General features: G+C 60.3%; 24 protein-coding genes, 1 other RNA gene and 2 pseudogenes. 11 read left to right on the top strand and 16 right to left on the bottom strand.

Annotated features, from left to right (window positions below):
* Window positions 1–57: 57 nt before the first annotated feature.
* From ACK9YZ_RS17400 to ACK9YZ_RS17390, 3 genes are read left to right on the top strand one after another with little or no spacing between them, the layout of a single operon-like run.
* On the top strand, window positions 58–534 hold the full coding sequence (locus ACK9YZ_RS17400; protein WP_216755848.1) for a chemotaxis protein CheW: 477 nt from the start codon (window positions 58–60) through the stop codon (window positions 532–534).
* A gap of 33 nt (window positions 535–567) precedes the next feature.
* Window positions 568–1,422, top strand: coding sequence for a CheR family methyltransferase (locus ACK9YZ_RS17395; protein WP_416064648.1), 855 nt, complete (start codon window positions 568–570; stop codon window positions 1,420–1,422).
* Window positions 1,423–1,431: 9 nt separating this feature from the next.
* Window positions 1,432–2,529 carry a protein-glutamate methylesterase/protein-glutamine glutaminase gene (locus ACK9YZ_RS17390; RefSeq protein ID WP_416064647.1) on the top strand — a complete coding sequence of 366 codons (1,098 nt, stop codon included), beginning with the start codon at window positions 1,432–1,434 and terminating at the stop codon, window positions 2,527–2,529.
* Window positions 2,530–2,589: 60 nt separating this feature from the next.
* On the opposite strand, the pseudogene ACK9YZ_RS17385 reads toward ACK9YZ_RS17390, so the two are convergent.
* Window positions 2,590–2,711 (bottom strand): annotated as a pseudogene (locus tag ACK9YZ_RS17385) (SDR family oxidoreductase); the annotation flags it as partial.
* A gap of 192 nt (window positions 2,712–2,903) precedes the next feature.
* On the opposite strand from ACK9YZ_RS17385, the gene ACK9YZ_RS17380 reads away from it, so the two are divergent.
* The 3 genes from ACK9YZ_RS17380 to ACK9YZ_RS17370 all read left to right on the top strand — a co-directional run bounded on the left by ACK9YZ_RS17380 (window position 2,904) and on the right by ACK9YZ_RS17370 (window position 5,948).
* Complete coding sequence (locus tag ACK9YZ_RS17380; RefSeq protein ID WP_216755845.1) at window positions 2,904–3,704, top strand: inositol monophosphatase family protein; 801 nt, start codon at window positions 2,904–2,906, stop codon at window positions 3,702–3,704.
* 112 nt (window positions 3,705–3,816) lie between these two features.
* Window positions 3,817–4,914: a MotA/TolQ/ExbB proton channel family protein gene (locus tag ACK9YZ_RS17375; RefSeq protein WP_216755844.1), complete on the top strand. Its 1,098-nt coding sequence runs from the start codon at window positions 3,817–3,819 to the stop codon at window positions 4,912–4,914.
* A gap of 2 nt (window positions 4,915–4,916) precedes the next feature.
* On the top strand, window positions 4,917–5,948 hold the full coding sequence (locus tag ACK9YZ_RS17370) for a peptidoglycan -binding protein (protein ID WP_183735211.1): 1,032 nt from the start codon (window positions 4,917–4,919) through the stop codon (window positions 5,946–5,948).
* Here the strand turns inward: ACK9YZ_RS17370 and ACK9YZ_RS17365 are convergent.
* From ACK9YZ_RS17365 to ACK9YZ_RS17350, 4 genes and pseudogenes are all read right to left on the bottom strand, one after another.
* Window positions 5,929–6,454: pseudogene (locus tag ACK9YZ_RS17365) on the bottom strand (RNA polymerase subunit sigma-70); the annotation flags it as partial. The gene ACK9YZ_RS17370 and the pseudogene ACK9YZ_RS17365 overlap by 20 nt on opposite strands.
* 71 nt (window positions 6,455–6,525) lie before the next feature.
* A complete protein-coding gene (locus ACK9YZ_RS17360) occupies window positions 6,526–6,714 on the bottom strand; it encodes a YegP family protein (protein WP_192729246.1) in 189 nt (62 codons plus the stop codon).
* Between the two features lie 171 nt (window positions 6,715–6,885).
* A complete protein-coding gene (locus ACK9YZ_RS17355) occupies window positions 6,886–7,875 on the bottom strand; it encodes a Bug family tripartite tricarboxylate transporter substrate binding protein (RefSeq protein WP_416064646.1) in 990 nt (329 codons plus the stop codon).
* 136 nt (window positions 7,876–8,011) lie between these two features.
* Entirely contained in the window at window positions 8,012–9,814 is a 1,803-nt protein-coding gene (locus ACK9YZ_RS17350) for an ABC transporter transmembrane domain-containing protein (protein ID WP_416064645.1), read from the bottom strand.
* Window positions 9,815–10,007: 193 nt separating this feature from the next.
* Between ACK9YZ_RS17350 and rpmE the strand changes: the two genes are divergently transcribed.
* The gene (gene rpmE, locus ACK9YZ_RS17345; RefSeq protein ID WP_007826526.1) at window positions 10,008–10,229 is read left to right on the top strand and encodes a 50S ribosomal protein L31; all 222 of its coding nucleotides are present in this window, start codon (window positions 10,008–10,010) and stop codon (window positions 10,227–10,229) included.
* A gap of 135 nt (window positions 10,230–10,364) precedes the next feature.
* Here rpmE and ACK9YZ_RS17340 read toward each other — a convergent pair whose 3' ends face one another.
* The 3 genes from ACK9YZ_RS17340 to ACK9YZ_RS17330 form a co-directional block, all read right to left on the bottom strand.
* Window positions 10,365–10,880 (bottom strand): DUF1465 family protein, encoded by a 516-nt coding sequence (locus tag ACK9YZ_RS17340; RefSeq protein ID WP_112545041.1) that lies wholly within the window; start codon window positions 10,878–10,880, stop codon window positions 10,365–10,367.
* A gap of 374 nt (window positions 10,881–11,254) precedes the next feature.
* Window positions 11,255–11,446, bottom strand: coding sequence for a DUF1192 domain-containing protein (locus ACK9YZ_RS17335; protein ID WP_216755840.1), 192 nt, complete (start codon window positions 11,444–11,446; stop codon window positions 11,255–11,257).
* A 119-nt stretch (window positions 11,447–11,565) separates the two neighbouring features.
* On the bottom strand, window positions 11,566–12,846 hold the full coding sequence (locus ACK9YZ_RS17330) for an MFS transporter (RefSeq protein ID WP_416064644.1): 1,281 nt from the start codon (window positions 12,844–12,846) through the stop codon (window positions 11,566–11,568).
* Between the two features lie 175 nt (window positions 12,847–13,021).
* Between ACK9YZ_RS17330 and ACK9YZ_RS17325 the strand changes: the two genes are divergently transcribed.
* Complete coding sequence (locus ACK9YZ_RS17325; protein WP_216755838.1) at window positions 13,022–13,186, top strand: hypothetical protein; 165 nt, start codon at window positions 13,022–13,024, stop codon at window positions 13,184–13,186.
* Window positions 13,187–13,195: 9 nt separating this feature from the next.
* On the opposite strand, the gene ACK9YZ_RS17320 is transcribed toward ACK9YZ_RS17325, so the two are convergent.
* From ACK9YZ_RS17320 to tkt, 7 genes are all read right to left on the bottom strand, one after another.
* The gene (locus ACK9YZ_RS17320) at window positions 13,196–14,116 is read right to left on the bottom strand and encodes a PhzF family phenazine biosynthesis protein (protein ID WP_416064643.1); all 921 of its coding nucleotides are present in this window, start codon (window positions 14,114–14,116) and stop codon (window positions 13,196–13,198) included.
* Between the two features lie 161 nt (window positions 14,117–14,277).
* Window positions 14,278–15,303: a class I fructose-bisphosphate aldolase gene (locus ACK9YZ_RS17315; protein ID WP_416064642.1), complete on the bottom strand. Its 1,026-nt coding sequence runs from the start codon at window positions 15,301–15,303 to the stop codon at window positions 14,278–14,280.
* Window positions 15,304–15,524: 221 nt separating this feature from the next.
* On the bottom strand, window positions 15,525–16,721 hold the full coding sequence (locus tag ACK9YZ_RS17310) for a phosphoglycerate kinase (protein ID WP_416064641.1): 1,197 nt from the start codon (window positions 16,719–16,721) through the stop codon (window positions 15,525–15,527).
* Window positions 16,722–16,802: 81 nt separating this feature from the next.
* Window positions 16,803–18,653: a potassium/proton antiporter gene (locus tag ACK9YZ_RS17305; RefSeq protein WP_416064640.1), complete on the bottom strand. Its 1,851-nt coding sequence runs from the start codon at window positions 18,651–18,653 to the stop codon at window positions 16,803–16,805.
* A 280-nt stretch (window positions 18,654–18,933) separates the two neighbouring features.
* Window positions 18,934–19,434: a GNAT family N-acetyltransferase gene (locus ACK9YZ_RS17300; protein ID WP_416066760.1), complete on the bottom strand. Its 501-nt coding sequence runs from the start codon at window positions 19,432–19,434 to the stop codon at window positions 18,934–18,936.
* A gap of 106 nt (window positions 19,435–19,540) precedes the next feature.
* A complete protein-coding gene (gene gap / locus ACK9YZ_RS17295; protein WP_216755833.1) occupies window positions 19,541–20,551 on the bottom strand; it encodes a type I glyceraldehyde-3-phosphate dehydrogenase in 1,011 nt (336 codons plus the stop codon).
* A gap of 65 nt (window positions 20,552–20,616) precedes the next feature.
* Window positions 20,617–22,590 (bottom strand): transketolase, encoded by a 1,974-nt coding sequence (gene tkt, locus ACK9YZ_RS17290; RefSeq protein ID WP_416064639.1) that lies wholly within the window; start codon window positions 22,588–22,590, stop codon window positions 20,617–20,619.
* 332 nt (window positions 22,591–22,922) lie between these two features.
* On the opposite strand from tkt, the gene ACK9YZ_RS17285 reads away from it, so the two are divergent.
* From ACK9YZ_RS17285 to ssrS, 3 genes are all read left to right on the top strand, one after another.
* Complete coding sequence (locus ACK9YZ_RS17285; RefSeq protein WP_007826550.1) at window positions 22,923–23,198, top strand: DUF4164 domain-containing protein; 276 nt, start codon at window positions 22,923–22,925, stop codon at window positions 23,196–23,198.
* A 15-nt stretch (window positions 23,199–23,213) separates the two neighbouring features.
* Complete coding sequence (locus tag ACK9YZ_RS17280; RefSeq protein WP_183735197.1) at window positions 23,214–23,591, top strand: cell division protein ZapA; 378 nt, start codon at window positions 23,214–23,216, stop codon at window positions 23,589–23,591.
* Between the two features lie 59 nt (window positions 23,592–23,650).
* Window positions 23,651–23,810: non-coding RNA, 6S RNA (gene ssrS / locus ACK9YZ_RS17275), on the top strand.
* Between the two features lie 111 nt (window positions 23,811–23,921).
* Here the strand turns inward: ssrS and ACK9YZ_RS17270 are convergent.
* Complete coding sequence (locus tag ACK9YZ_RS17270) at window positions 23,922–24,818, bottom strand: LysR family transcriptional regulator (RefSeq protein WP_416064638.1); 897 nt, start codon at window positions 24,816–24,818, stop codon at window positions 23,922–23,924.
* Window positions 24,819–24,836 lie beyond the last annotated feature (18 nt).

The following is a 24,836-nucleotide window of genomic DNA, read 5'->3' as shown; positions in this document are numbered from 1 at the left end:
ATGTTAACAGGCGTCTCCGATAATGGGGGCGCCCGAATCCAAGGAAAGCGGTTGATCATGGCAACAACATCTCTGGAAGCCCAATTCGTGACCTTCAGCCTCGGCGAGGAGATCTTCGCCGTTCCGGTGGAGGTGGTGCGCGAAATCCTCGACTATGCGGAAGCCTTCAAGATTCCGAATGGCCCCGACTATCTGCTCGGCCTGCGCGACGTGCGTGGCCAGGGTGTTCCGACCATCGACCTGCGCCTGAAGCTCGGCATGTCGAAGACCGTGCCGACGCCGCATACGCGTGTGCTGGTCCTCGACGTTCCCATGGAAAGCCGCCTTCTGACGCTCGGCCTGGTCGCCGATCGCGTTTTCGAAGTGACGCCGTTCCGTCGCGATCAGATCGAGTCCGCACCCGATATCGGCGTACGCTGGCGGTCGGATTACATTGCCGGTGTCGTGCGTCGCGAGAACGGCTTCGTCGTTATCGTCGACCTTGCCCGGCTTCTGTCGCGCGAGGATGCCTCTGTCCTGCAATCGGCCGCCTAAGGCCCTCTACACCTACCCGGAGCGTCGCGTTTTATGAGTATGGCAGCGGTAGAAACCCAATTGCCGGGTGACAGGATCAGCAAGCGTAACTTCGACAAGCTGGCACGGTTCATCTATGACTATAGCGGCATCAAGATGCCGCCGACGAAACTGACGATGCTGGAGGGCCGGCTGCGCCGGCGTCTGCGCGCCACGCGCCATACGAGCTTCGACGACTATTGCGATTTCCTGTTCAACGACGGCGGTCTCGATCAGGAGAGCGTCTACCTGATCGACGTCGTGACGACCAACAAGACCGATTTCTTCCGGGAAGCCAAGCATTTCGAATATATGCAGACGGTCGCGCTTCCAACGCTCGCCGATAGCGGCGTGCGGACCATTCGTACATGGAGTTCGGCGTGCTCGACCGGCGCGGAGCCATACACCATGGCAATGGTACTGGCCGAATTCGTCGAGGGCCGCAGCGATCTCTCCTACAGTGTGCTGGCAACCGACCTCTCGACCGACGTGCTGCAGACCGCGCGCCGGGGCATCTATGCGGAAGACCTAGTCGCGCCGGTGCCGCGCGACCTGCAGAAGAAATATGTCATGGTGGCCAAGCAGCAGGGCCGACGCGACGTTCGCATCTCACCGAAGCTGCGCAGCCGCGTCGGCTTCGCCCGCATGAACCTGATGGACGAGAAATATCCTGTCGGCGATGCGATGCACCTGATCTTTTGCCGCAACGTGCTGATCTACTTCGACAAGCAGACGCAGGCAGGTGTTCTCACTCGTCTCTGCGATTGTCTCGCGAAGGGCGGTTACATGTTTATCGGACACTCGGAATCGATTACCGGCTTCGACCTTCCCTTGAAGCAGGTTTCGAATACGGTGTTCCAGCGCATCTGAGAGGGTCCTATGGCCAAAAAAATCCGTGTCCTCGTCATCGATGATTCCGCCAGTGTCCGGCAGACGCTGACACGGGTTCTGGAAGACGACCCGGAGATCGAAGTCATGGGCGTCGCCTCCGACCCGTTCATGGCGGCGCGCAAGATCCAGGAAGAGATCCCCGATGTCATCACGCTCGATGTCGAGATGCCGCGCATGGATGGCATCACCTTCCTGCGCAAGCTCATGTCACAGCGGCCTATCCCGGTCGTCATGTGTTCGTCGCTGACGGAAGCAGGTTCGGAAACGCTGCTGCAGGCGCTGGAGGCCGGAGCTGTCGATGTCATCCTGAAATCGAAGATCGGTGCGGCCGACAGTCTGGCCGATGATGCGATGCGTATCCGTGAAGTGGTCAAGAGCGCTTCGCATGCACGGCTTGCGAATGTGCGCCGCGCTGCAGGCCGCGTCCGTCCGGCTTCGGCGGAAGGGCCGGCCAAGAAGCTGACGGCCGATGCGATGCTGCCGCCACCAACTGGCCGGGCCATGGCGAAGACGACGGAAATGGTCGTCTGCGTCGGCGCTTCGACGGGCGGAACGGAAGCCCTGCGCGAATTTCTGGAGGCGCTGCCGGCCAATGCGCCGGGCATGGTGATCGTCCAGCACATGCCGGAAAAATTCACTGCGGCTTTCGCCAAGCGCCTCAACGGTCTTTGCGAAGTCGAGGTCAAGGAAGCAGCCGACGGCGATCCGGTGTTGCGCGGTCACGTGCTGATTGCGCCCGGCGACAAGCATATGCTGCTGGAGCGTCAGGGCGCACGCTATTATGTGTCCGTCAAGTCCGGACCACTGGTTTCCCGCCACCGCCCGTCTGTCGATGTGCTCTTCCGTTCCGCCGCCCGTTCGGCCGGCTCGAACGCGATGGGCATCATCATGACGGGAATGGGAGATGACGGCGCGCGCGGCATGCTGGAAATGCATCAGGCCGGCGCCTATACCGTCGCGCAGGACGAGGCGACATCGGTTGTCTTCGGCATGCCGAAGGAAGCGATCGCCAAGGGCGGTGTCGACCGTATCCTGCCGCTCGACCAGATCGCTCGCGAAGTGCTAATTACACAGCAGAAGTCCTGAATTTTGGGCATTGGGCAATGGAACGACGGGCGCATCTGCGCCGCCGTTCGCTTGTCTGCGTCAGGCCAGATAACCGCCGTCGATCGTCAGGCTGGCGCCGGTGATGAAGGATGCTTCAGGGCTCGCGAGATAGCTGCGAAGCTCGCGATTTCCTTGTCCTCGCCCATGCGGCCGAGTGCTATTCAGACTAATCTGTCCGAATTATTTCGGGCTGTTCGCGGGTGCTGCAACCCTGCCATGCGGCAATCCCCTTGAAATTTCCGCGATTTTGTGGTCTTGAGGCCGCCAATCTATGCAGCGCTGTCGCTTCCGGCGTTCAGGGACATACCCCGCCCCTGACAGCACGTCCCGTATTATCCAAGGAAAATGCCCACATGGCCCGTTCAGCTCTTCTCAATGTCATGGTTCAGGCTGCCATCAAGGCAGGCAAGTCGCTGGGGCGTGATTTCGGTGAAGTGCAGAACCTTCAGGTATCGGTGAAGGGACCGGGCGACTTCGTCTCGAATGCGGACCGCAAGGCCGAGAAGATCGTCAAGGAAGAGCTTCTCAAGGCTCGCCCGACCTACGGCTTCCTCGGCGAGGAAAGCGAAGAGATCAAGGGTACTGATGGCGCGCATCGCTGGATCGTCGATCCGCTCGATGGCACGACCAACTTCCTGCACGGCATTCCAGCCTTCGCCGTCTCCATCGCACTCGAGCGCAACAATGAGATCGTGGCAGGTGTCATCTTCAACCCGGCGACGGACGAGCTTTACACCGCAGAGCGCGGCGGTGGTGCATTCTTGAACGATCGCCGGCTGCGGGTCGCCTCGCGCCGGGTGCTCTCCGACAGCGTCATCGGCTGCGGTGTGCCGCATCTCGGTCGTGGAAATCACGGCAAGTTCCTGATCGAGCTGCGCCACGTCATGGGTGAGGTCGCCGGCATCCGTCGCATGGGTGCGGTCTCGCTCGATCTTGCCTATGTGGCGGCCGGTCGTTTTGACGGTTTCTGGGAAACGGCGCTGTCGCCCTGGGACATGGCGGCCGGCATCCTGCTCATCCGCGAAGCGGGCGGTTTTGCGACCGACTGGGACGGCGGCACGTCGATCCTCGAAACCGGCGCGATCATTGCCGGCAACGAGCACATTCACAAAGCCCTGACGGAAGTCGTCAAGCGGCCTGTTCCGACCCGGTGACGGGCGGGCAAACAGCCTGTTGCAAAGTCCCGCTTTTCCACCGGGCATACTTCAATTCGGCGCAATGTTGATCTAGTCTCCGGCTGCAATTAGTCCGGAGGCCGAGGAACCTATGGAAAATGTGAATGTGGCCGAGTTCGGCTCGACCGAGAAGACCACGAGTGGCTACGCCTACAAACTCTCAAGTCCCATGTCGTTCTTCTGGACGATGTTATTGTTCCTCATCATCGTGGGCTTCATAGCGGCTATCCTGTTCCGGCAGACACAGACCGCCTTCATGCATAATCCGGGCCTCAATGGTCTCATCCTCGGTGTTCTTGCCGTTGGAATCATTCTCGTTTTCAATCACGTGCTGTCGCTTCGTCCGGAAGTGCGTTGGTTCAACTCCTTCCGCGCTGCGGGCAGCGCCGACAAGGTGAACCGCAATCCGCGGCTGCTTGCGCCGATGCGGGCGCTGATCGGCAACCGCAAGTCCGGGGTCGCATTGTCGACCACCGCGCTGCGCTCCATTCTGGATTCGATCGCCAATCGTCTCGACGAATCACGCGATGTCTCCCGCTACCTCATCGGGCTTCTCGTTTTCCTCGGCCTGCTCGGCACCTTCTGGGGCCTTATCGGCACGATCGGCTCCATCAGTTCGGTCATCCAGTCGCTCGATGCCGGCTCGAACGGCACGGGCGACGTGCTGTCCACGCTGAAGGAAGGGCTTGCGACGCCGCTGTCCGGCATGGGCCAGGCCTTTTCGTCATCGCTGCTCGGTCTTTCGGGTTCGCTGATCCTCGGGTTCCTCGACCTGCAGGCCGGCCGCGCGCAGAACCGTTTCTACATGGAGCTGGAAAACTGGCTCTCCTCGGTTACCGATGTCGGCTCGGACATTCCGGTGCCGACGCTCGATGCAGTCTCCGGCGGCTCGTCGGAAGATATGAAGGCGCTTTCGGAATATCTGCGCAAGGTTGCCGAAGAGGGTGGCCCGGCCAGCCAGCGGTCGGTCGCAGCCATGGCGAGCCTTGCCGAAGGCATCCAGGGCCTCGTCAAGAACATGCGCAACGAGCAGCAGATGTTGCGCGACTGGATCGAGGTGCAGCAGGACGAGGCAAAGGCGATGCGCCGGACGCTCGACCGGCTGGCCGAGCGTATCGGCGTGCAGGATCGTGGCGGCGAGCGGGCGCGCGAGCGAGCCGGTCATGTCGAAAAGAGCGAGGGCAAGTAAGCATGCCTCTTGCCCGCAACCGTCGCCACCAACGCGCGGTGGACTACTGGCCGGGGTTCGTCGATGCTCTGTCGACGCTGCTCATCGCCATCATGTTCATCCTTACGGTCTTCGTCGTCGGCCAGTTTATTCTCAGCCGCGAAATCAGCGGCCGTGATGAAGTGCTGGCACGTCTGAACGGTCAGATCAATGAGCTCACGCAGTTGCTGGCGCTCGAGAAAGGCAGCAATCAGGATCTTCAGGATTCCGTCGCCAATCTGCAGGCATCGCTTGCGAGTGCTGAGGGCGAGCGTACGCGATTGCAGGCACTGTTGAGCGCCGGCTCCGGCGGCCAAGATGCGGCAAAGCGACAGATCGGAACGCTGACGCAACAGCTCGATGAGCAGAAGCAGGTCAGCGACCGTGCCCTCAGCCAGGTCGAACTCCTCAACCAGCAGATCGCAGCGCTGCGCAGCCAGATTGCTGCTGTCGAGGCAGCGCTGCAGGCTTCCGAGGAAAAGGATCAGACCTCACAGACAAAAATTGCCGATCTCGGCCGCCGTCTGAATGTGGCGCTGGCCGCGCGCGTGCAGGAACTCAACCGCTACCGGTCGGACTTTTTCGGCCGTCTTCGCGAGATCCTGTCCGATCGCGAAAACATCCGTGTCGTCGGCGACCGTTTCGTCTTCCAGTCGGAAGTGCTGTTCCCATCTGGGGGAGCGGACCTCAATCCCGATGGCCAAACGGAAATGGCAAAGCTCGCCGCCGCCTTGCTCGACCTTGCCAAGGAAATTCCGCCCGAAATCAACTGGGTTCTGCGCGTCGACGGGCATACGGACAATGTTGCGCTTTCAGGCACGGGCCGCTACCGGGATAACTGGGAGCTCTCGTCTGCCCGCGCGATCTCTGTCGTGAAGTTCCTTATCGCGCAGGGTGTGCCTGCCGATCGGCTTGTTGCGGCAGGCTTCGGCGAATTCCAGCCGATTGCGCCCGGCGATACGCCGGAAGCGCGCGCCACGAACCGCCGTATCGAACTCAAGCTGACCGAGAAATAACGGCCTTAAGCCTGCCGGTGAGGAAGGTGCCGATGGCTGGATTGTCACTCAGGCCGATCGCGATCCCGTAGCGTAGGCTTCTGCCGCGGCATCACCTTCACCGAGTTCGGAAAGCAGATGCGCGCGCACTGCCCAATAGGGCCGGCAGCTGGCAATGGCACGTTGCTCCAGCCCGTTCAGCAAAGTGAGGGCCGAGGCCGCGCTTCGACCCTGCCGATGACAGCTGCGTGGCTGACCTTCGCGCCGAGCGTCGGTTTCATGGCAATCAGGGCCCGATAGAGCGTGACGAGAGCTTCCCAGTCCGTTGCTGCCGTCCGGCGATGCGCGACGTGGACGGACTTGTTCGCCGCCTGGCACTGGAACGGACCGAAGCAGTCGAAAGTACCGGCTTCGCAGCAGCAGCGCGTCGGCTTCCGCCATCATGATCTCGTTCCGGAGGCCGGTGTCCTGGCCTCTAGCGGCACGTAGAGGCCATCACTGTCGCGTCGCGCGTGTCTTCTTGCTTCGCTGCAAATGGGTGCGAGAAAATACGCCGACAGGAAGATGCTGGAGGCGACGGTGTCGCCTCCGCTTCAGATCAGGCTTCCGCTTTTGTCTGGTCCACCACATCCGCGCCGGGCGAATTCTTCTTGATGGATTCAATGGCGTTCATTGCGGATGCTTTCGCCTTGTAGCCCTCGGACGAGAACATGGTCTCTCCGTTCGACGCCTTGAAGCGGAAGCGGAATTCACCGGCCTTATCCTTGTAAACTTCAAATCTGTACATGGATCCCTCCTGGTAAGCTGAAATCGTGCGTCAGCCCTTTGAAGGCTAGCCCAGAATTGTAAGCTTTTCCACTACCTTAATTAGAATTCAATTGCAGGGCGTTCAATTGCCGCCGGTTGGATCGGGCGCGGGAGAAGAGGGAAATCGGCATGCGGTTCCCTCCCGTTGCGGTCACTCCATCTGGATATGGGCGCCATCGACGACCGGTTTCCATTTCGCGAGCTCGGCCTTCACATGGGCACCGAGTTCTTCCGGCGTGGATCCGACGATCGTTGCGCTGAACTCCTTCATCCGTTCGGCAACAGCCGGATCGGTCAATGCCTTGTTGGCCGCGGCGTTGAGGCGGCTGACCACATCGGGTGGGGTGTTGGCAGGTGCAAAGAGCGCATTCCAAGTATAGGTCTCGTATCCTGATATGCCGGATTCCGCTATGGTCGGAACATCGGGGAAGGATGGCGCGCGTTCGGCCGTCGTCACAGCGAGAGCTCTCAGCGTACCGGCCTTGATGTGGCTCGACGACGAGGGCAGATTGTCAAACATGATCGGCACCTGGTTGCCGATGACGTCGTTCAGCGCCGGTCCCGCTCCCTTATAGGGAATATGCTGCATGTCGACGCCGGCCATGCTTTTGAAAAGTTCGCCGGAAAGGTGCAGCGGCGTGCCGTTGCCGGATGAAGCGTAGCTGTATTTGCCCGGATCGGCTTTGAGGAGCGCGATCAGTTCCTGCACATTCTTTGCAGGCAGTTCCGGATTGACGACCAGCACGTTCGGAACGATCACGAGCAGCGAGATCGGCGCGAAATCCTTCTCGGCATCGTAGGGCGTCGATTTCAGAATCATTGGATTGAGGGCGTGCGTGGCGACGGTACCCATCAGGATCGTATAGCCATCCGGCTCGGCGCGCGCGACATTGCCGGCGCCGAGATTGCCGCCGGCACCCGCGACATTCTGCACGATGACCTGCTGCCCAAGATCGTCGGACATTTTCTGCGCGACGATGCGGGCGACGACATCGGTCGAGCCGCCGGCGGCAAAGGGCACGACCATGGTGATCGAGCGATCCGGAAAGGTCTGGGCCAATGCTGCCGTGCCTGCAGTGGCGGCAAGCAGGCCAAGGGCTAACGCCAGGCTCATGCGACGAGTCATTCTACAAAGCGCCATTCGAATCTCCTCCCACAGATTTCAACAGCAAAATCCCACCCTCGGGCATAGGGAGGTTAGGGCAGGCTGCGGCAAAGGCAACCGCTCGTGGGAGGTGTGCCGATCAGACTTTAGTCGTGATGCGATGCGGAGCAGGCTACTTGGCTGCGGCCAAGACGTCCTCATTGGCCGCATCGAATTGCAGGCGGGCGAGCTTCGCATAGATGCCGCCCTGGCGGATCAGGCTCTGATGTGTGCCTTCCTCCGCCACGCGGCCCTGATCCATGACGAGAATGCGGTCGGCCTTCAAAACGGTGGCGAGGCGGTGAGCGATCACCAAGGTGGTGCGGCCCTGCATCAGGCCATCGAGGGCTTTCTGCACCAGCGTTTCGCTTTCGGCATCAAGTGCCGAAGTCGCTTCGTCCAGAAGCAGGATGGGGGCGTTCTTCAGGATCGCGCGGGCAATGGCGATGCGCTGGCGCTGGCCGCCGGACAGAGTGACGCCGCGTTCGCCAACCTCGGTGTCGTAATGCCTCTCCAGCCTGTTGATGAATTCATCGGCTTGAGCCGCAATCGCGGCGGCGCGAACCTGCTCACGCGTGGCACCTTGAACGCCGAAAGCGATGTTGTCGTGGATCGAAGCTGCGAAGATGGTGACGTCCTGCGGCACGATGGCGATGCGTTGGCGCAATGCATCCGGGTCTGCTTGGCGGGCATCGACCCCATCGATCCTTACGCTGCCCTGTTGCGGATCGTAGAATCGCAGCAGGAGCGAAAAGACGGTGCTTTTGCCGGCACCGGAGGCGCCGACGATCGCGACCGTTTCCCCCGGCTGCACTCTGAAATCCAGCCCATGCAGAGCCGATCTGCCGGGGCGGGACGGATAGGCGAAATGCACGCTGTCGAATTCCACCCGACCCTGTGCCGGTGAGGGAAGCGGTTGCGGATCTACAGGGGCAGCAATCGGCGAAACCTCGTCCAGAAGCTCGGTCAGGCGGTCGGCCGCGCCTGCCGCTTGCGAAAGCTCGCCCCAGACCTCCGACAATGCGCCGAGCGAGCCGGCTGCGATGACCGCATAGAGCAAGAATTGGCCGAGCGTACCGGCCGAGAGCGTACCGGCGAGAACGCTATGGGCACCAAACCAGAGAACGGCGACCACGCTGCCGAAGATCAGGGTGATGGCAATGCCTGTGAGCAGGGCTCGGGAGGATACGGCGGAACGTGCGGCCTGATAGGCGGATTCGACAGCCGAGCCGTAACGGTCGGCGGCTGCGATCTCGGCGTTAAAGGCCTGTACAGTGCGGGTTGCCGCGATCGTCTCATTGGCGAAGGCGGAGGCCTCTGCCAGCGTATCCTGTGCAGCACGGGAGCGCTTGCGCACCGAGCGGCCGCCGGCGACCAGCGGAAAGACAATGACCGGGATCGCAACGATGACGAGGCTCGAAAGCTTCGGCGAGGTGACGATCATCATGCCGAGCGCGCCGATGCAGAGAATGAGGTTGCGCAACGCAACGGAAGCCGTGGCGCCGACGGCGGATTTGATCTGTGTCGTATCGGCCGTCAGCCGCGAGACGATCTCGCCCGATTGGTTGACGTCAAAGAAGGAAGGCGAAAGCCGTGTGACATGCGAAAAGACATCGCGGCGCAGATCCGCAACGATGCGTTCGCCGATGCTAATGACGAAATAATAGCGAAGAGCGCTAGCGACGGCGAGCACCATGGCCATGAGCATCAACATGGCGAAATAGCTGTTGATGAAGGTGCCGTCGGCCTGAGTAAAGCCGTGATCGATCATGCGGCGTACGGCAAGTGGGATGGCAAGCGAGGTGATTGCGGCGAGCGCCAGCGAAATCAGCGCGCCCGCGACCATACCGCGATAGCGCACCACATAGGGTGTCAGCCTGCCGAGCGGTTTCAGCGAACGCGACTTCTTTTCCCCAAGCTCTGCCTGCTCTGCCAATTCATCTCCGATCGCCTTCAAAGACCGCGTATTGCGGCTCCTTGGCCCTTGTTATCCCGGCGCCCTTCATGTATAGGCACCGCATCCTAATGGGAAGCCGTAGCCTTCACGACTGCGGCTTCATTTATTCAATCGGTTCTTTCGCCGCAACTGTCTGCGGCAAATTGAACCCCGGCATCGCAGGAAGATTGTCATGAAGGAAGGCATCCATCCCGACTACCACGTTATCAAGGTAGTCATGACCGATGGCACCGAGTACGAAACCCGCTCGACCTGGGGTTCGGAAGGCGCTGTCATGAATCTCGAAATCGACTCCAAGTCGCACCCGGCCTGGACTGGCGGCAACCAGCAGCTCATGGACCGCGGCGGCCGTGTTTCGAAGTTCAACAAGCGTTTCGGCGGCCTCGGCCTCTAATCCGCTTCCGCTTGGCGGACTATTCAAAGCCCGGCTTCGTGCCGGGCTTTTTGTTTTCCGGACCTGTCCTGGTGAGCAAACAAAAAACCGGCCGCGTTGCCGCCGCCGGTTTTCATGAAATTCTATGATACCAGATCAGTTGTTGCCGAAGGCCGTCTGCAGCAGGGAAAGCTGAGCCTGGACGCTGTTCTGATTGTCCGGAACGATCGCAGCTTCGGCCGGGCGATAGATCTCGCGGTCGAGCAGGGCAATGCGGTTCTGCAGGCGAAGCGAACGCTCGACCAGATCGCGGAAGGATTCCGGCAGGTCGCCCCAGCCAGGAGCATTGCGGTCGACGTTAAAGCCGTCGAGGCGAACCTTGTTCTTCTCGGCCAGAACCTGATCGCGGGACATTTCGCCATTGTTGACGGCGCGCTGTAGCAGCAGCCAGGAAGCCATCTGCATGAGGCGGGTGGTCAGGCGCATCGATTCAGCTGCATAAAGGACCGAGGCCATGCGCGGCAGCACCTTGGAGGCTGCGCGGCCCTGGCCGTCGAGGTAGGATGCGGTTTCTTCGACCAGCGACATGCCCTCAGCATAAAGCGTCTTGAACTGTGAAGATGCGGCAGCGCGGCCCGCAAAACTGATTGTGTTCAATCCAAGTTCCGACATCTAAAGAATCCCTGTTGCACGCATCTACTATCAGGTAACGCCGGTTTTCATGGAAAAGTTTCCCACGCCGGTCTTTATGATTTCAAGATGGTATCTTTAGCCCAAATGCGCAAGCCGTTTCTTAAGAAAAGGTTAATCTCCACAGTTTCGTGGAAAGGAGTAGGGCAGCGCAAAAAAGAAGAGCCGCAAAAGCGGCTCTCAAGGTAAAACAGGGAGAAAAATCAGACCAATTCACCGCTTGGAAAACTGTCTGAGGTCCAGAAAGATCTGAACGGTACGAGTAATATCTTATAAAGCTTAATTTTTTATTAATATCGTCCCAATTTAAGACTTACGACAAGTAATTTTGAAGCAATATTTGCCTATTCGCAGTCTTATGATCGGAAAAGGCCTTCGGCTGCAATCCGGCCGGACGCCTTCTTGGCGGCCTCGGCTTCGAGCCGCGCGATCTCGGTTTTCAGGAGTTCCACACGCGCCTTCAGCTCGTCCACCGAAAGCATGGAGAGATCGGAGCCGATCTCGTGTGCAGTCTTCTTCTGCGGCCTGTCATCATCAATGAAGCTCATCGTCGCTCCTCCTTTAAGCCGTGTTGCGATCTCCAGGATTCGCTTTCACGCTTTAAGTCCTGGTTTCATGCATCTCGCGCAAAACCGCTGCACAGTTTTGCGCAACATGCTTCAGTTTGTCAGCCGAACTTTACAGCAGGATTGCCGCTTTCGGGAGGCTTGTTGGAGCCGGGATCAGCAAGCGACATGCTTTGCGGCGTGAGCGTAGGAGATGTTGCGGTCGGGATCGTCGTATAGGCATCGCGGTCACTCGCCGGAATGGCTGCACGAATGCGGCTCCTGACGATGGCATAACCGGTGATCAGAAGATGGGCGAGCGCCGTCACCAGGAAGAGTGCGTGCGGGCTGATGACCGACATGACCGGACCTCCAATCGTCGGGCCGATGACGGTGCCGATACCGTAGAGAAGCAGCAGGCCGCCCGAGACCTTCACGAAATCCTCCGATGCGGCAAAGTCGTTCGCATGGGCGACGGCGATCGGATAGAGCGTATTGGCGACGGCACCGTAGAGGATTACGAGGCCGATCAGGAAGGTAGGGGACGAGGGGTGCAGCACGAAAATCAGGAGGCCGGCAAGGGCTGCGATGGCCGACATGGCGGCCAATACATAACGACGGTCGATACGGTCGGAGAGGCGCCCGGCCGGAAGCTGCATTATGGCGCCGGCAAAGATGGTCGCACTCATCATGACAGCAATCGCAGTGTCGGAGAGGCCGGCACCCGCGCCGAAGACGGCGCCAAGCGTACCATAGGCGCCGTTGGCGATGCCGACGAGCAGGATGCCAAGGCAGGAGACGGGCGAATTGCGGTAGAGCGCCGGCAGATCGAGTTTTACGGCCTTCAGCGGCTGCGGCGAGGCGGCGGTCGACAGCGTCGTCGGCAGCATGGCAATACAGTAGAAAATGCCGCAGATCATGAAGAGCACCGGCGTGCGCACGTCTTCCAGCGGGATCATCAACTGGCCGCCGACGACGCCGAGCAGGGTGATGCCGATATAGAGCGAGAAGATCGCGCCGCGGCTTTCATTGTTCGCCCGCTCGTTCAGCCAGCTTTCGATGATCATCGAGGTGCCGGCGGTCGAGAAACCGGTGACGGCGCGCAGGACGACCCACCAGAGCGGATCGATGATGATGCCGCTCACGAGCGCGATGATGGCAATGATGGCGATGAAGCCGGAGAAGGCGCGCACATGGCCGACACGCCGCACCAATTTCGGGGCCACCAGGCAGCCGATGACGAAGCCCGCCGCCCAGGACGTGCCGAGCAGGCCGAGCGTCGTCGTGGCATAACCTTCGAGATTTCCGCGCACGGGAAGCAGAATGCCCTGCAATCCGTTGCCCATGAAGAGGAAGAGCGTGCCAAAGAGCAGCGCAGCGACGGACAGCAGATTTCTTGTCATATCCCCAGACTCGGCGTGTTCGCTTTGAAAAAGGACATAAGGCGAGACCTGTATCTGCCCAGTCCATAAGTATGTTGATTGTGTCCCGGAATGCCTTTACGGCGAGTAGATATTCTCTGTTCGCGTGAAAAAATGTCCGTCCTGTGACATTCTGATAAATGGAAAAAATAAAGCCATGACAAAGTTGATAGCGTTGCTGCTCATCCTTGCCATGGCAATCCAGATCATCAAGCCGCTCGGCTATCCGGGGCTGCGCCGCCGGATGGATTTCTGGAAGATCGCGCTGATTGCCTTTGCCATCTGGGCTGTGGCGCTGCTGGCGCGCGACTTTGTGATCTAGGTCGAAGGTTCAGTCCTGCAGGATGATCTCGCCTCTCATGACGGGCACGCAGCTTCCCGAAATCGTCACATCGGTCACTGTGCCGGCCTTCTTGACGACATCCAGCTCGATGACGCTGCGCCGGCCCATTTCGACGCCCTGCTCGATCGTTATGTGCTGGTTGATGTCAGCCTCCGGACGCAACGAGACGAGGTAGGCGCAAAGGGCTGCCGATGCGCTGCCGGTCGCCGGATCCTCGATGACATTGTCCAGCGGCGCGAACATGCGGGCGCGGATCTTCCAGGGTGCAGCTGTGGGACGGACGTAGAGGAACAGGGAGAAATCATGGCTGCCGGTTGTGGTGCTGGCCGCTGCCTGGAAGCCGTTGAGGTTCGGGCTTGCCGCGGCGAGAGCCTCAAGGCTTTCAAGTTCTGAGACGGCGAAGTTCAGACCGACCGATGCAAAGACCGGAGCATGGGTGTTTTTGCGGATTGAGGCCGGGTCGATGGAGACGCAGCTTGCAATGACTGCCTCGGGTATCGTGTCTCCTATTTCAAGCGGTTGCGGCGCACGGATCGTCGCTGCGGTGACGCGGCCCTCGCGGCGCTGCAGGGCGACTTCCACGAGACCGGCATTCTCCTCGAACCGCAGCTTGTCGCCGATGGGGCGGCCGAAGATCTCGCTCTGCTGGCCGAGAACAAAGGCGGTGCCTACATTGGGATGCCCGGCGAACGGCACTTCCATCGTCGGCGTGAAGATGCGCACTCTTGCCGTGTTTTCGAGGTTCTCTGGTGGCAGTACGAAGGTGACTTCGGAATAGCCGAACTCGGCGGCGATCGTCTGCATTGCCGCGTCGCTGAGGTCCCTTGCGTCGGTCATGACCGCGAGCGGGTTGCCTTCGAAGCGGGTGGAAGTGAAAACGTCGACGGTGGTGTAAGACAGGCTGTTCATGACAACTCCGATGGTGGAGGCGCCATGATTAGCGAGGCCCGCGGTTGTGGCGAAGGATTATCTTGTCGCCATGACAAATTGCCATCGTGATACGCAGGTGCAAATAAAACAGGCGGCGAAGATGTTCGCCGCCTGCCTTATTTTCTCAAATATCAAAAGGCTTATGCAGCCTTTTCGAGCTCGGCCTTCCAGTTGCCCTTGGCGGCGAGGCTGTTCATTTCGGCGCGGTGCGCAAATTCGCGCTGGCCGGCAGCGACGTTTCCCTGCTTGCCGTTCCAGGCCTTTAGCGCGCTGTCCTGCAGGGCGCGGCCATAGGAGAAGGTGACAAACCAGGGCAGGTCGTAGCCGGAATTGATCGCGGAGAGATGGGCGGTCGCTTCTTCCGTCGTCTGGCCGCCGGAGAGGAAGGCGATGCCAGGAACGGCTGACGGAACCGTGCGCTTCAGAACCTGCACGGTGCGCTCGGCAACCTCGGCGACGGAAGCCTTGCGGGCATTCTTGCCGTCGATGACCATGTTCGGCTTGAGGATCATGCCTTCGAGGCTGACGCGGGCGTCGGCGAGTTCCTCGAACACGATGCGCAGGGTGGCCTCGGTCACTTCGGCGCAACGGTCGATATTGTGGTCGCCCGGCTTGCCGTCCATCAGGCATTCCGGCTCGACGATCGGCACGATCCTGGCCTCCTGGCAGAGCGCTGCATAGCGCGCCAGCGCCTGGGCATTGGCACGCACGGAGCCGCGGCTCGGCAGGGTCTCAGAGATGGCGATGACGCCGCGCCACTTGGCGAAACGGGCGCCGGCTTCGTAATATTTGGCGAGGCGGTCTGCGAGGCCGTCGAGGCCTTCGGTGATGGTTTCGCCGGGGAACTTGGCCATCGGCTTGGCGCCGATATCGACCTTGATGCCTGGAATGCTGTCGGCAGCCTTGATGATGTCAACGAAAGGCGTGCCGTCGGCGGCCTTCTGGAAAAGGGTTTCCTCGTAAAGAATGACGCCGGAGATGTACTTCTTCATCGCTTCGTCGGAGCGGAAGAGCATCTCGCGATAATCGCGCCGGCTGGTCTCGGTCGATTCAAGATTGATCGCATCGAAACGCTTCTTGATGGTGGCGGTCGATTCATCGGCTGCAAGTAGGCCTCGACCACCCGCAACCATCTTCACTGCAATGTCTTCCAGTCGTTCGCTCATCTCGTTCTCTCCACAATGAAACCCGGCAGAATTGATAATATAGAACCCGGATAACAGAAGTTTATAGGGAGAAAAAAGGGAGCGCTAAGTCATTGAAACGATTGAAATGATTTCAATCGTTTGAAAGTTCGGGATTTTTTTCTCTTTTTGAGCAAAAGACCGCGGAAGCGCTAGCCTCCGCGGTCTATCCTGCTGGAATATCTGGCTAATCGCCTTATCGATTAACGGGAGAGAACGGCCACGCCCGGTAGTTCCTTGCCTTCCATCCATTCAAGGAAGGCGCCGCCTGCGGTCGAAACATAGGTAAAGTCTTCGGCAACGCCGGCATGGTTCAGTGCCGAGACCGTATCGCCACCGCCTGCAACCGAGGTAAGCTTGCCTGCCTTGGTGCGCTCGGCGGCATATTTCGCGGCGGCGACGGTCGCTGTATCGAAGGGCTCGATTTCAAAGGCGCCGAGCGGACCGTTCCACACGAGCGTGGTGGCGCGTTCGATCCAGGCCTTGACGGCTTCGACCGACTTCGGGCCGACGTCGAGAACCATAGCATCGGCGGGGATCGCTTCTATAGAAACAGTTTCGTTGGCCGCACCTGCCTTGAACTCGCGGGCGACGACTCCGTCTTCCGGCAGGACGATCGCGCAGCCGGCAGTGGCGGCTTCAATCATGATTTGTTTGGCGGTATCGGCAAGATCATGTTCGCAGAGCGACTTGCCGACATTGGTGCCGCGGGCGGCGATGAAGGTATTGGCCATGCCGCCGCCGATGACGAGCGCATCGACCCTTTTTACGAGGTTCATCAAGAGGTCGATCTTGGTCGAGACCTTGGCGCCGCCGACGATCGCGACGACCGGACGGACCGGGTTGCCGAGACCCTTTTCCAATGCTTCGAGTTCGGCCTGCATGGTGCGCCCCGCATAAGCAGGTAAATGATGGGCAAGACCTTCGGTGGAAGCGTGGGCGCGGTGCGCAGCCGAAAAGGCATCGTTGACATAGATATCGCCGTTTGCGGCGAGCGCCTTGGTGAAATCAGGATCGTTCTTTTCCTCGCCCTTGTGGAAGCGGGTGTTTTCCAGGAGCAGGATATCGCCATTGTTCATCTTCGCGACGGCGGAAGCAGCTGCCTCGCCGATGCAGTCGGCTGCCGTCAGCACGCAATGGTCAAGCACCTGCTCGACTGACGGGGCAACCAGCGAAAGCGAAAATTCCGCCGAAGGACCATCCTTCGGGCGACCGAAATGGGCGAGCAGGATGACCTTGGCGCCCTTTTCCGACAGTTCAAGGATTGTCGGCGCAACGCGCTCGATGCGGGTCGTGTCGGTGACCTTGCCGTCCTTGACAGGGACGTTGAGGTCGACGCGGACGAGAACGCGCTTGCCGGCGATGTCGTTGAGGTCGTCGAGAGTCTTGAAAGCTGCCATGGGAGGATCCGTTCGTGGTTGGCGAAAGTTGCGCCGACCATAGCAAGGATCGGGGGAGACGCAAGGCAGTGGGTCGCCGTTTCAGCGCGGGTTTTCCTCACGTCCCGCAGCACCTTCCGTCGTGGCTGCCTCATGTTTCTGGCGGCCTTTCATACGGTCGCGGATGCGCTGGATAATATCGCGCAGATTGATGAAGATCGGTAGCGTGGTGGCCGGCTCCACAGCCTCCAGCGACATGCCGACAGAGGTAATGTGATCCTGGTCGTCGAGGTCGCGAACGATGAGGATCAGCGAGCCGAGACGGACACGATCGGCATAGTCCGCCTTGCCCCCGAGGCGCTGTTTCATCAGTTCGGCGATCGTCAGCCCCTTTTCGGTTTCGTTGAGAAGGCCGGGACCGTAAGCGGCGTCGAGATCGGCGGCGGGACGGGCCGGTGACAGCGCGAAGGCGCCGAAGAATTCCGCATCGTCCTCATCGACGGGTGCGCGGCTGGCGAAGAGACGGTCGAGCAGGCGCGAGTAGCTGGGTGCGATGAAAAGGTAGACGAGATCGTTTTCCCTGAGGCGGCCGGCATATTGATAGCGCATCGACTTGCCGTCGCGGATCACGAGCGAGGGGGCTGCCCAGCGCGGGATGCGCTCGCCACGGAGCACGGGGCTATCCTTGACGACGCGATAGGAAAGCAGTTCGTGGTTGGCGGCGCCCGGCAGGTCGACCTCCACCTTGTCGACCGCGCCGATGCGCGGTGGGATGATGAGGCCCAGGCGCTTGGCGACCGGCTTGATCGTCCAGCCCTGTACGAGCAGCGAGACGAGCACGATGATGAAGGCGGTGTTGAAATAGATCTGGCTGTGCTGCAGCCCACCGAGGATCGGCATGATGGCGAGAAGGATGGAAACGGCGCCGCGCAGGCCGACCCAGGCGACGAAGCCGATTTCCTGCTGGGTATAATCGAAGGGCAGCAGCGACAGCCAGACGGCGAGCGGCCGGGCGACGAAGATCAGAAAGAGCGCGAGCAGGATCGCCGGCACGATGATGACGGGAAACTGCGAGGGTGTCGCCAGCAGGCCGAGCACAAGGAACATGATGATCTGGGCAAGCCAGGTCATGCCGTCCTGAAAGCGCCTGATGGTGCTGATCGCCTGCATCCTGCGGTTTCCGGCATAGATACCGGCGACATAGACGGCAAGGAATCCGCTGCCGCCGACAGCACCGGTGAAGGAGAAGACGAGCAAGGCAAGCGCCAGCACGAAGATCGGCGTGAGGCCGCGATCCGTTTCCAGCCGGCCGGCGATCAGCACGATCATCATGCCGCCCAGCAGGCCGAGGATGACGCCAAGGCCCATTTGCTGGATGAACATGGCGAGCATGCCGATATTGATGCCGGCGTAACGTTCGCCGCTGGCGAGAACCTCGACCAGTGCGATTGTCAGGAAGATCGCCATCGGGTCGTTGGTGCCGGATTCGACTTCCAGGGTGGAACGCACCTTGTCGCGGATGTTGATGCCGCCGATGCGCAGCAGGAAGAAGACGGCGGCGGCATCGGTGGAGGCGACGATGGAACCGAGCAGCATGCCTTCGAGCCAGGTGAAATTGAGCAGCCAGCGGGCGGCGAAAGCAAAGAGGGCCGCTGTCAGGAGCACGCCGACCGATGCGAGTGTCAGTGATGGTATCGCAGCGATGCGGAAGGCCTGCATCGGCGTGCCGAAGCCGGAATCGAAGAGGATGACGGCAAGGGCAATCGAGCCCAGAACATAGGCAAGGTAGTTATTGCTGAATTCGATGCCGAGACCATCGACACCGGCGGCAAGCCCAATCATCAGGAAGAGCAGCAGCAGGGGAGCGCCGAAGCGGAAGGCGAGCAAGCTCGAAAAGGCAGCAAGAAGCACGAGCGCCGTCGCAACTAGCACCACGATGTAAAACGCTTCCATGCCTACCCCTTTCGCCTCATCGCCATCCGAAAGCCGCCCCCGATCTGTCCCTTACCCCTCCGCGTCCAGCGCGATCTTTTAGTAAACGGCAAAAAACAGCAGAAGGGTAGGCCTTGCGGCTTAACCTCGGCTGCATCGCTGCATCATGCTGCTGGACGACCCTCGGGAGGAGGGATAGTGAAGGACGCTACGGGAAAAAGTCTGTATAAAGAATGTATAAGCAAATCAGGCGAGAGCAGGGCAGATAGGCGGGCCGCCGCATTTTTTGTTTGCGAGGCGCCTAGAGGTCGCTCCGACCCTTCTGCACCTCATATTGCTTCTGAATTTTGTCCACCAGCGTACCATCCTTAAGCGGCACTTTCTCAATCGTGTTATAGGTGCGGAAGCCCATTTTTTCGTAATAGGCGAGACCGCCGGCATTGTCGGCGCGGATGGTTGCGTTGATGAACTCGATGTTGCGCTCTTTGGCAACGGCAAGAGTTGCCGCGAAAAGTGCGGTTCCAACGCCCGGTATCTTTGGGTTCTGCCGCGCGAAGGTCGCGATATCGGCCCAGCCCTTCGGTGGGTTTCCGTAGAGGCTCAGGGGCTGAAAACCGGCGAGACCAGAATTGCTCTCGGCGACGTGGCATATCAGAGGCCATTCGCCTGTTATGAACCAATCGGCCAGTTCTTCCGGCGAAAGAGGGGTCTCGAGTGCGGTTGTGCCGCCGATTGCGATGATCTCGTTGAGAATCTCGGAAAGTTCCCGGGCGTCGGCCGGATCAGCCTTTCGAATATTCAGATGCACCATTTCCCGTTCTTTCGAGGCAACCCAGCGAAGGTTGCACACCGTTCCTCAAAACAAAACGGCCCGGTTTCCCGGGCCGTTTTCCAATCTGCCGTCAAGCTCAGATAAGCTTGGCGAAGGCCACAGCCGTGTCGGACATGCGGCTGGAGAAGCCCCATTCGTTGTCGTACCAGGACAGGACGCGCACGAAGTTGCCTTCCATGACCTTCGTCTGATCTGTCGCGAAGATCGAGGAGTGGCTGTCGTGGTTGAAGTCGCGGGAGACGAGCGGCTCATCGGTGTAGCCGAGGATGCCCTTCAGCTTGCCGTTTGCAGCAGCCTTGATCGCTTCGTTGATTTCGCCGACCGTGGTCGCCTTCTTGGCAACGAACTTGAAGTCGACGACTGAGACGTTCGGGGTCGGAACGCGGATCGAGGTGCCGTCGAGCTTGCCCTTGAGGTGCGGCAGAACGAGGCCGACGGCCTTTGCGGCGCCCGTCGAGGTCGGAATCATCGAAAGCGCAGCGGCGCGGGCGCGATACAGGTCCTTGTGCATCGTGTCGAGCGTCGGCTGATCACCGGTGTAAGAGTGGATGGTCGTCATGAAGCCGTGGTCGATGCCGACGGCGTCGTCGAGAACCTTCACGACCGGCACGAGGCAGTTCGTGGTGCAGGAGGCGTTGGAGATGACCAGGTGCTCCTTGGTGAGCTGGTCGTGGTTGACGCCGAAGACGACCGTCAGGTCAGCGCCGTCGGCAGGAGCCGAAACGATGACGCGCTTGGCGCCAGCCGTCAGATGGGCCGCAGCCTTGTCGCGGGCGGTGAAGATGCCCGTGCATTCCATCGCAATATCGACGCCCAATTCCCGATGGGGAAGCGTTGCCGGATCCTTGATCGCGGTGACCTTGATCGGCTTGCCGCCGCCGACAATGATCGTATCACCTTCGACCTTCACTTCGGCCGGGAACTTGCCGTGGATGGAGTCGTAACGGAGCAGGTGAGCGTTGGTCTCGACGGGGCCGAGGTCGTTGATGGCGACGACTTCGATGTCGGTACGGCCGGATTCGACGATGGCGCGAAGAACGTTGCGGCCGATACGTCCGAAACCGTTGATGGCAACCTTGACTGTCATGTGCATTCACTCCCTAGAGGTGGGGCTTGCTGATAGTAATGAGGAAGTGCCCGTAGGCACTTCTATTAGAGCTTCGCTTCTGCGGCTGCAACAACGGCGTCAGCCGTAATGCCGAAATGTTCGAAGACCTTCTTTGCCGGACCGGAAGCGCCGAAACCCTTCATGCCGACGAACGAGCCTTCCGGACCGATGAAGGCATCCCAGCCTTCGCGGACGGCAGCTTCGACGGCAATCTTGACCGGCGAGTTGCCGATGACGTCCTTGCGGTAGGCATCCGGCTGCTCGAAGAAGAGTTCCGTGCAGGGAACGGAAACGACGCGGGTGCTGACACCCTTGCCTTCCAGCGTTGCGCGGGCGGCAACGGCCAGTTCCACTTCCGAGCCCGAGGCGAAGATCGTGACCTTGGCATCGGCATTGCCGGCGAGCGTATAGGCGCCGAGTTCGCAGAGGTTCTTCTGGTTATACTCGGTGCGGACGGTCGTCAGGTTCTGGCGGGTGAGAGCCAGCGCAGACGGATGATCCTTGCTCTTCATCGCGATCTGCCAGCATTCGGCCGTTTCGACGGCGTCTGCCGGACGGAAGACCCGCAGGTTCGGAACGGCGCGCAGGCCAGCGATCTGCTCGACCGGCTGGTGGGTCGGGCCGTCCTCGCCGACGCCGATCGAGTCATGCGTAAGCACGTGGATGACGCGAATGCCCATGAGGGCAGCGAGGCGGATCGGCGGGCGGCAATAATCCGAGAAGATCATAAAGCCGCCACCGTAAGGAATAAGGCCGCCATGGAGCGCGATACCGTTCATGGCAGATGCCATGCCGTGTTCGCGGATGCCCCAGTGCATGTAGCGTCCGGCAAAATCCGTCGGCGTGATCGAATGCATCTGGCTGGTCTTGGTGTTGTTCGACGGAGTGAGGTCGGCAGAGCCGCCAAGCGTTTCCGGCACGAAGCCGTTGATGACTTCAAGTGCGTCTTCCGATGCCTTGCGGGAGGCGATCGTCGGCTTGGTTTCGGCGAGCTTCTTCTTGTAGTCGTCGATGGCTTTGTCAAAGCCTTCCGGCAGGTCTCCGGCAAAACGGCGGGTGAACTCGGCCCTGGCGGGGGACTTGGAGAGCGTTTCTTCCCAAGCCTTGACGATATTGTCAGAGCGGGTGCCGGCTGCGCGCCATGCATCGAGGATGTCGGAGGGGATGACGAAAGGCTCGTATTCCCAGTTCAGCGCCTTGCGGGTGGCAGCGATTTCATCGGCGCCGAGCGGGTTGCCGTGAACCTTGTGGGTGCCCTGCTTGTTCGGAGCGCCGAAGCCGATGACGGTCTTGCAGGCGATGAAGGTCGGGCGGTCCGACTTGTGGGCGGCTTCGATCGCTTCGGCGATCGCGGCCTGGTCGTGACCATCGATCTCGATCGTGTTCCAGTGAACGGCCTTGAAGCGGGCGATCTGGTCGGTCGAGTCAGACAGCGAGACGGCGCCGTCGATGGTGATCGAGTTGTTGTCCCAGAAGAGGATCAGCTTGTTCAGCTTGAGATGGCCGGCAAGAGCGATCGCCTCATGGCTGATGCCTTCCATCAGGCAGCCGTCGCCATTGATGACGTAGGTATAGTGATCCTGCAGTTCCGGACCGAATTCGTCGCGCAGCTTGCGCTCGGCGATCGCCATGCCGACGGCATTGGCAATGCCCTGACCAAGCGGGCCGGTGGTGGTTTCGATGCCGGTGGCATGACCGTATTCCGGATGGCCGGCGGTCTTGGAGCCGAGTTGACGGAACTGCTTCAGGTCCTCGACCGACATGTCCGGGTAGCCGGTCAAATAGAGCAGCGAGTAGAGCAGCATCGAGCCATGGCCGGCAGACAGCACGAAGCGGTCGCGGTTCGGCCAATGCGGCTGCTTGGGATCGAAGCGGAGATATTTGGTGAAGAGGACCGTTGCCACATCAGCCATGCCCATCGGCATGCCAGGGTGGCCGGAATTCGCCTTTTCGACAGCATCCATGGAGAGGAATCGGATCGCATTCGCCATCCGATCGTTTTGTTCGCGTGAGGTCATGGCTTTTCCGCTGGTTCCAGGTTGGGGATGGCCTCGAGCCTGCCAAGACCATCAAAGGGAGCGGTCGAGACATAGCAGTTGGAACGGGCAAGTCAACAAACTGGAAGCCGTTTGGAGGCCGGGTGCGACGATTTTTGACATTTGATCGTCAAGTTTTACAAAAGACGAATTTTGTGTGACAAGCTTGTGTAAATCACTCATCCACAGAATAGGGCGGGCACGATCAGCCAGGCTTTATTGACGCGCTCCAGCCTAGCTGCATATCCTCTTGAAAATACAGGGTCGGCGGCAGGAGCCGATTCGCGGGTCTTGTGCGGGGAACCGGAAAAGACATGACGCCTAACGGCAAAACCATCGAAGCGGCGCTTACGGAGCTGAAACAGGCAATCTCAGGCCTTGAGAATGCAGTGGACATGCGTATCGAGCGCCAGCGCGAGCAAGGCGAGATCGAAGGCGAGGTTCGCCGTGTGCATGCCGATCGTTCGCGTCTTGCCCAGGAGCTCGACCAGGCCGAATTCCGCGCCAATCGGCTGGAAGAGGTCAACCGCGAGGTTTCGCGGCGGCTGGTGACGGCGATGGAAACGATCCGCGCGGTTCTTGACCGCTAAGAGGACTTGGAAGACATGGCGCAGGTAACGGTAACGATCGACGGCAAGGCCTATCGCATGGCCTGCGAAGAAGGGCAGGAAGAGCACCTGAGCGATCTTGCGACCCGTTTCGACCGTTACGTGGGCCATCTCAAAGGGCAGTTCGGCGAAATCGGCGATCTCAGGATCACAGTCATGGCCGGGATCATGGTGATGGACGAGATTTCCGAGCTAACGCGGCGCGTTGCCGGGCTGGAATCCGAACTGGAGACGCTGCGCAGCAACCGGGATACCGTGCTTGCCGCCACCGCCCGAACGGAGGAAGGCATTGCGGCTGCCCTTTCGGAAGTGACGAGCCACATTCAGGGCATTACTGACAAGCTCAACGGCCGCACACCCGCTGAACTCAATTAATTTGGGCCAGCACCGCTGCCCCACTAGTGCTGCGACATAAATGCACTTATATTCCGCGATGCGGTCTGCGCTTCTCGACAGGAACAAATGAATCCTCGGGGCCATACCCGATCCTTAGGGAGCTGTCCCTGTCCGGGCTCGTGGGTCTGGACATACGGCGCCCACCTACTTCAGTAGGCGCCCAGGATCGAAAGTTTCCACCGGCTGTGTGGATCGCACTTTAATCTCTTTACGGCGGGTTCTTCCGGAGCCATGTCGATATCTCCCGACAAGCCCTGCTTTCAATCGCCCTCCGGTTCTGTCCAGCCGGTGCGCTTTGTTATGCCCTATCTAGCGGATGTTCTTGACCAGGAAATCGATGAAGGCGCGGATGCGGGCCGCAAGATGTTCGTGACCGGGATAGACGGCGTGGATGAGTTCGATATCCTCGGGGTTATAGGCTTCCAACACGGGCACCAATGTTCCCGCGTCGATATCCGGCTGCACATGGAACTGACCGACGCGGGCGAGGCCAAGACCGGCGAGGCAAAGGCTGCGTGCGGTCGGCCCGTTATTGGTTTCGAGATTGCCGAAGACGGGTCTTGAGAAACGGTCGCCATTCTCAGGATCGCGGAATGGCCATTCTTCCGCGGTCGAGCGAAAGCTGAAGGTCAGGCAATTGTGACGGTCGAGATCCTCTGGGCTTTCCGGCACGCCCTCCCGCTTCAGATAGTCGGGCGAGGCGACGATGACGCGGCGGCTTTCGAGCAGCTTGCGCGCCTTCAGCGAGGAGTCGCGCAGGGCGCCGGAGCGGATGGCGATATCGGCACGCTCGCCGACGATGTCGATAATGCCATCGTTGAGCGCGAGGTCGAGATCGACTTCCGGATAGAGCTTCAGGAAATCCGGGACCAGCGGCACGATGTAGCGAACGCCAAAGGCGACTGATGTGCTTACGCGCAGGCGGCCGCGCGCCACCGTCGTGCCGCCTGCCGAGACGGCGCGCTCCGTTTCTTCGATATCCGAGAGGATGCGGCGGGAGCGTTCGAGATAGATTTCGCCTTCCGGTGTCAGCTGCAGGGCGCGGGTGGTGCGTACCAGAAGACGCGTGCCGAGACGATCCTCCAGCCGCGTGACGAGTTTGCTGACGGCTGAGGGTGAAAGCCTGAGCCTGCGGCCGGCTGCCGAGAAGCTCTGGAGCTCAGCCACCTGCACGAAGACATCCATCTCGCCGATGCGGTTATCCATCCGCCGCGTCCTGTCTTG

This window comes from Rhizobium sp. ZK1, assembly GCF_047782645.1.
Classification (GTDB): Bacteria; Pseudomonadota; Alphaproteobacteria; order Rhizobiales; family Rhizobiaceae; genus Rhizobium.
The sequence above is the reverse complement of the archived record's forward strand: the minus strand, read 5'-3'. Positions and strand labels throughout refer to the sequence as shown.

Bases quoted from the DNA above. Each gene is read 5' to 3' on its own strand.
- ACK9YZ_RS17400 (WP_216755848.1), top strand. From the start codon at position 58: ATGGCAACAACATCTCTGGAAGCCCAATTCGTGACCTTCAGCCTCGGC.
- ACK9YZ_RS17395 (WP_416064648.1), top strand. From the start codon at position 568: ATGAGTATGGCAGCGGTAGAAACCCAATTGCCGGGTGACAGGATCAGC.
- ACK9YZ_RS17390 (WP_416064647.1), top strand. From the start codon at position 1,432: ATGGCCAAAAAAATCCGTGTCCTCGTCATCGATGATTCCGCCAGTGTC.
- ACK9YZ_RS17380 (WP_216755845.1), top strand. From the start codon at position 2,904: ATGGCCCGTTCAGCTCTTCTCAATGTCATGGTTCAGGCTGCCATCAAG.
- ACK9YZ_RS17375 (WP_216755844.1), top strand. From the start codon at position 3,817: ATGGAAAATGTGAATGTGGCCGAGTTCGGCTCGACCGAGAAGACCACG.
- ACK9YZ_RS17370 (WP_183735211.1), top strand. From the start codon at position 4,917: ATGCCTCTTGCCCGCAACCGTCGCCACCAACGCGCGGTGGACTACTGG.
- ACK9YZ_RS17360 (WP_192729246.1), bottom strand. From the start codon at position 6,714: ATGTACAGATTTGAAGTTTACAAGGATAAGGCCGGTGAATTCCGCTTC.
- ACK9YZ_RS17355 (WP_416064646.1), bottom strand. From the start codon at position 7,875: ATGGCGCTTTGTAGAATGACTCGTCGCATGAGCCTGGCGTTAGCCCTT.
- rpmE (WP_007826526.1), top strand. From the start codon at position 10,008: ATGAAGGAAGGCATCCATCCCGACTACCACGTTATCAAGGTAGTCATG.
- ACK9YZ_RS17340 (WP_112545041.1), bottom strand. From the start codon at position 10,880: ATGTCGGAACTTGGATTGAACACAATCAGTTTTGCGGGCCGCGCTGCC.
- ACK9YZ_RS17335 (WP_216755840.1), bottom strand. From the start codon at position 11,446: ATGAGCTTCATTGATGATGACAGGCCGCAGAAGAAGACTGCACACGAG.
- ACK9YZ_RS17330 (WP_416064644.1), bottom strand. From the start codon at position 12,846: ATGACAAGAAATCTGCTGTCCGTCGCTGCGCTGCTCTTTGGCACGCTC.
- ACK9YZ_RS17325 (WP_216755838.1), top strand. From the start codon at position 13,022: ATGACAAAGTTGATAGCGTTGCTGCTCATCCTTGCCATGGCAATCCAG.
- ACK9YZ_RS17320 (WP_416064643.1), bottom strand. From the start codon at position 14,116: ATGAACAGCCTGTCTTACACCACCGTCGACGTTTTCACTTCCACCCGC.
- ACK9YZ_RS17315 (WP_416064642.1), bottom strand. From the start codon at position 15,303: ATGAGCGAACGACTGGAAGACATTGCAGTGAAGATGGTTGCGGGTGGT.
- ACK9YZ_RS17310 (WP_416064641.1), bottom strand. From the start codon at position 16,721: ATGGCAGCTTTCAAGACTCTCGACGACCTCAACGACATCGCCGGCAAG.
- ACK9YZ_RS17305 (WP_416064640.1), bottom strand. From the start codon at position 18,653: ATGGAAGCGTTTTACATCGTGGTGCTAGTTGCGACGGCGCTCGTGCTT.
- gap (WP_216755833.1), bottom strand. From the start codon at position 20,551: ATGACAGTCAAGGTTGCCATCAACGGTTTCGGACGTATCGGCCGCAAC.
- tkt (WP_416064639.1), bottom strand. From the start codon at position 22,590: ATGACCTCACGCGAACAAAACGATCGGATGGCGAATGCGATCCGATTC.
- ACK9YZ_RS17285 (WP_007826550.1), top strand. From the start codon at position 22,923: ATGACGCCTAACGGCAAAACCATCGAAGCGGCGCTTACGGAGCTGAAA.
- ACK9YZ_RS17280 (WP_183735197.1), top strand. From the start codon at position 23,214: ATGGCGCAGGTAACGGTAACGATCGACGGCAAGGCCTATCGCATGGCC.
- ACK9YZ_RS17270 (WP_416064638.1), bottom strand. From the start codon at position 24,818: ATGGATAACCGCATCGGCGAGATGGATGTCTTCGTGCAGGTGGCTGAG.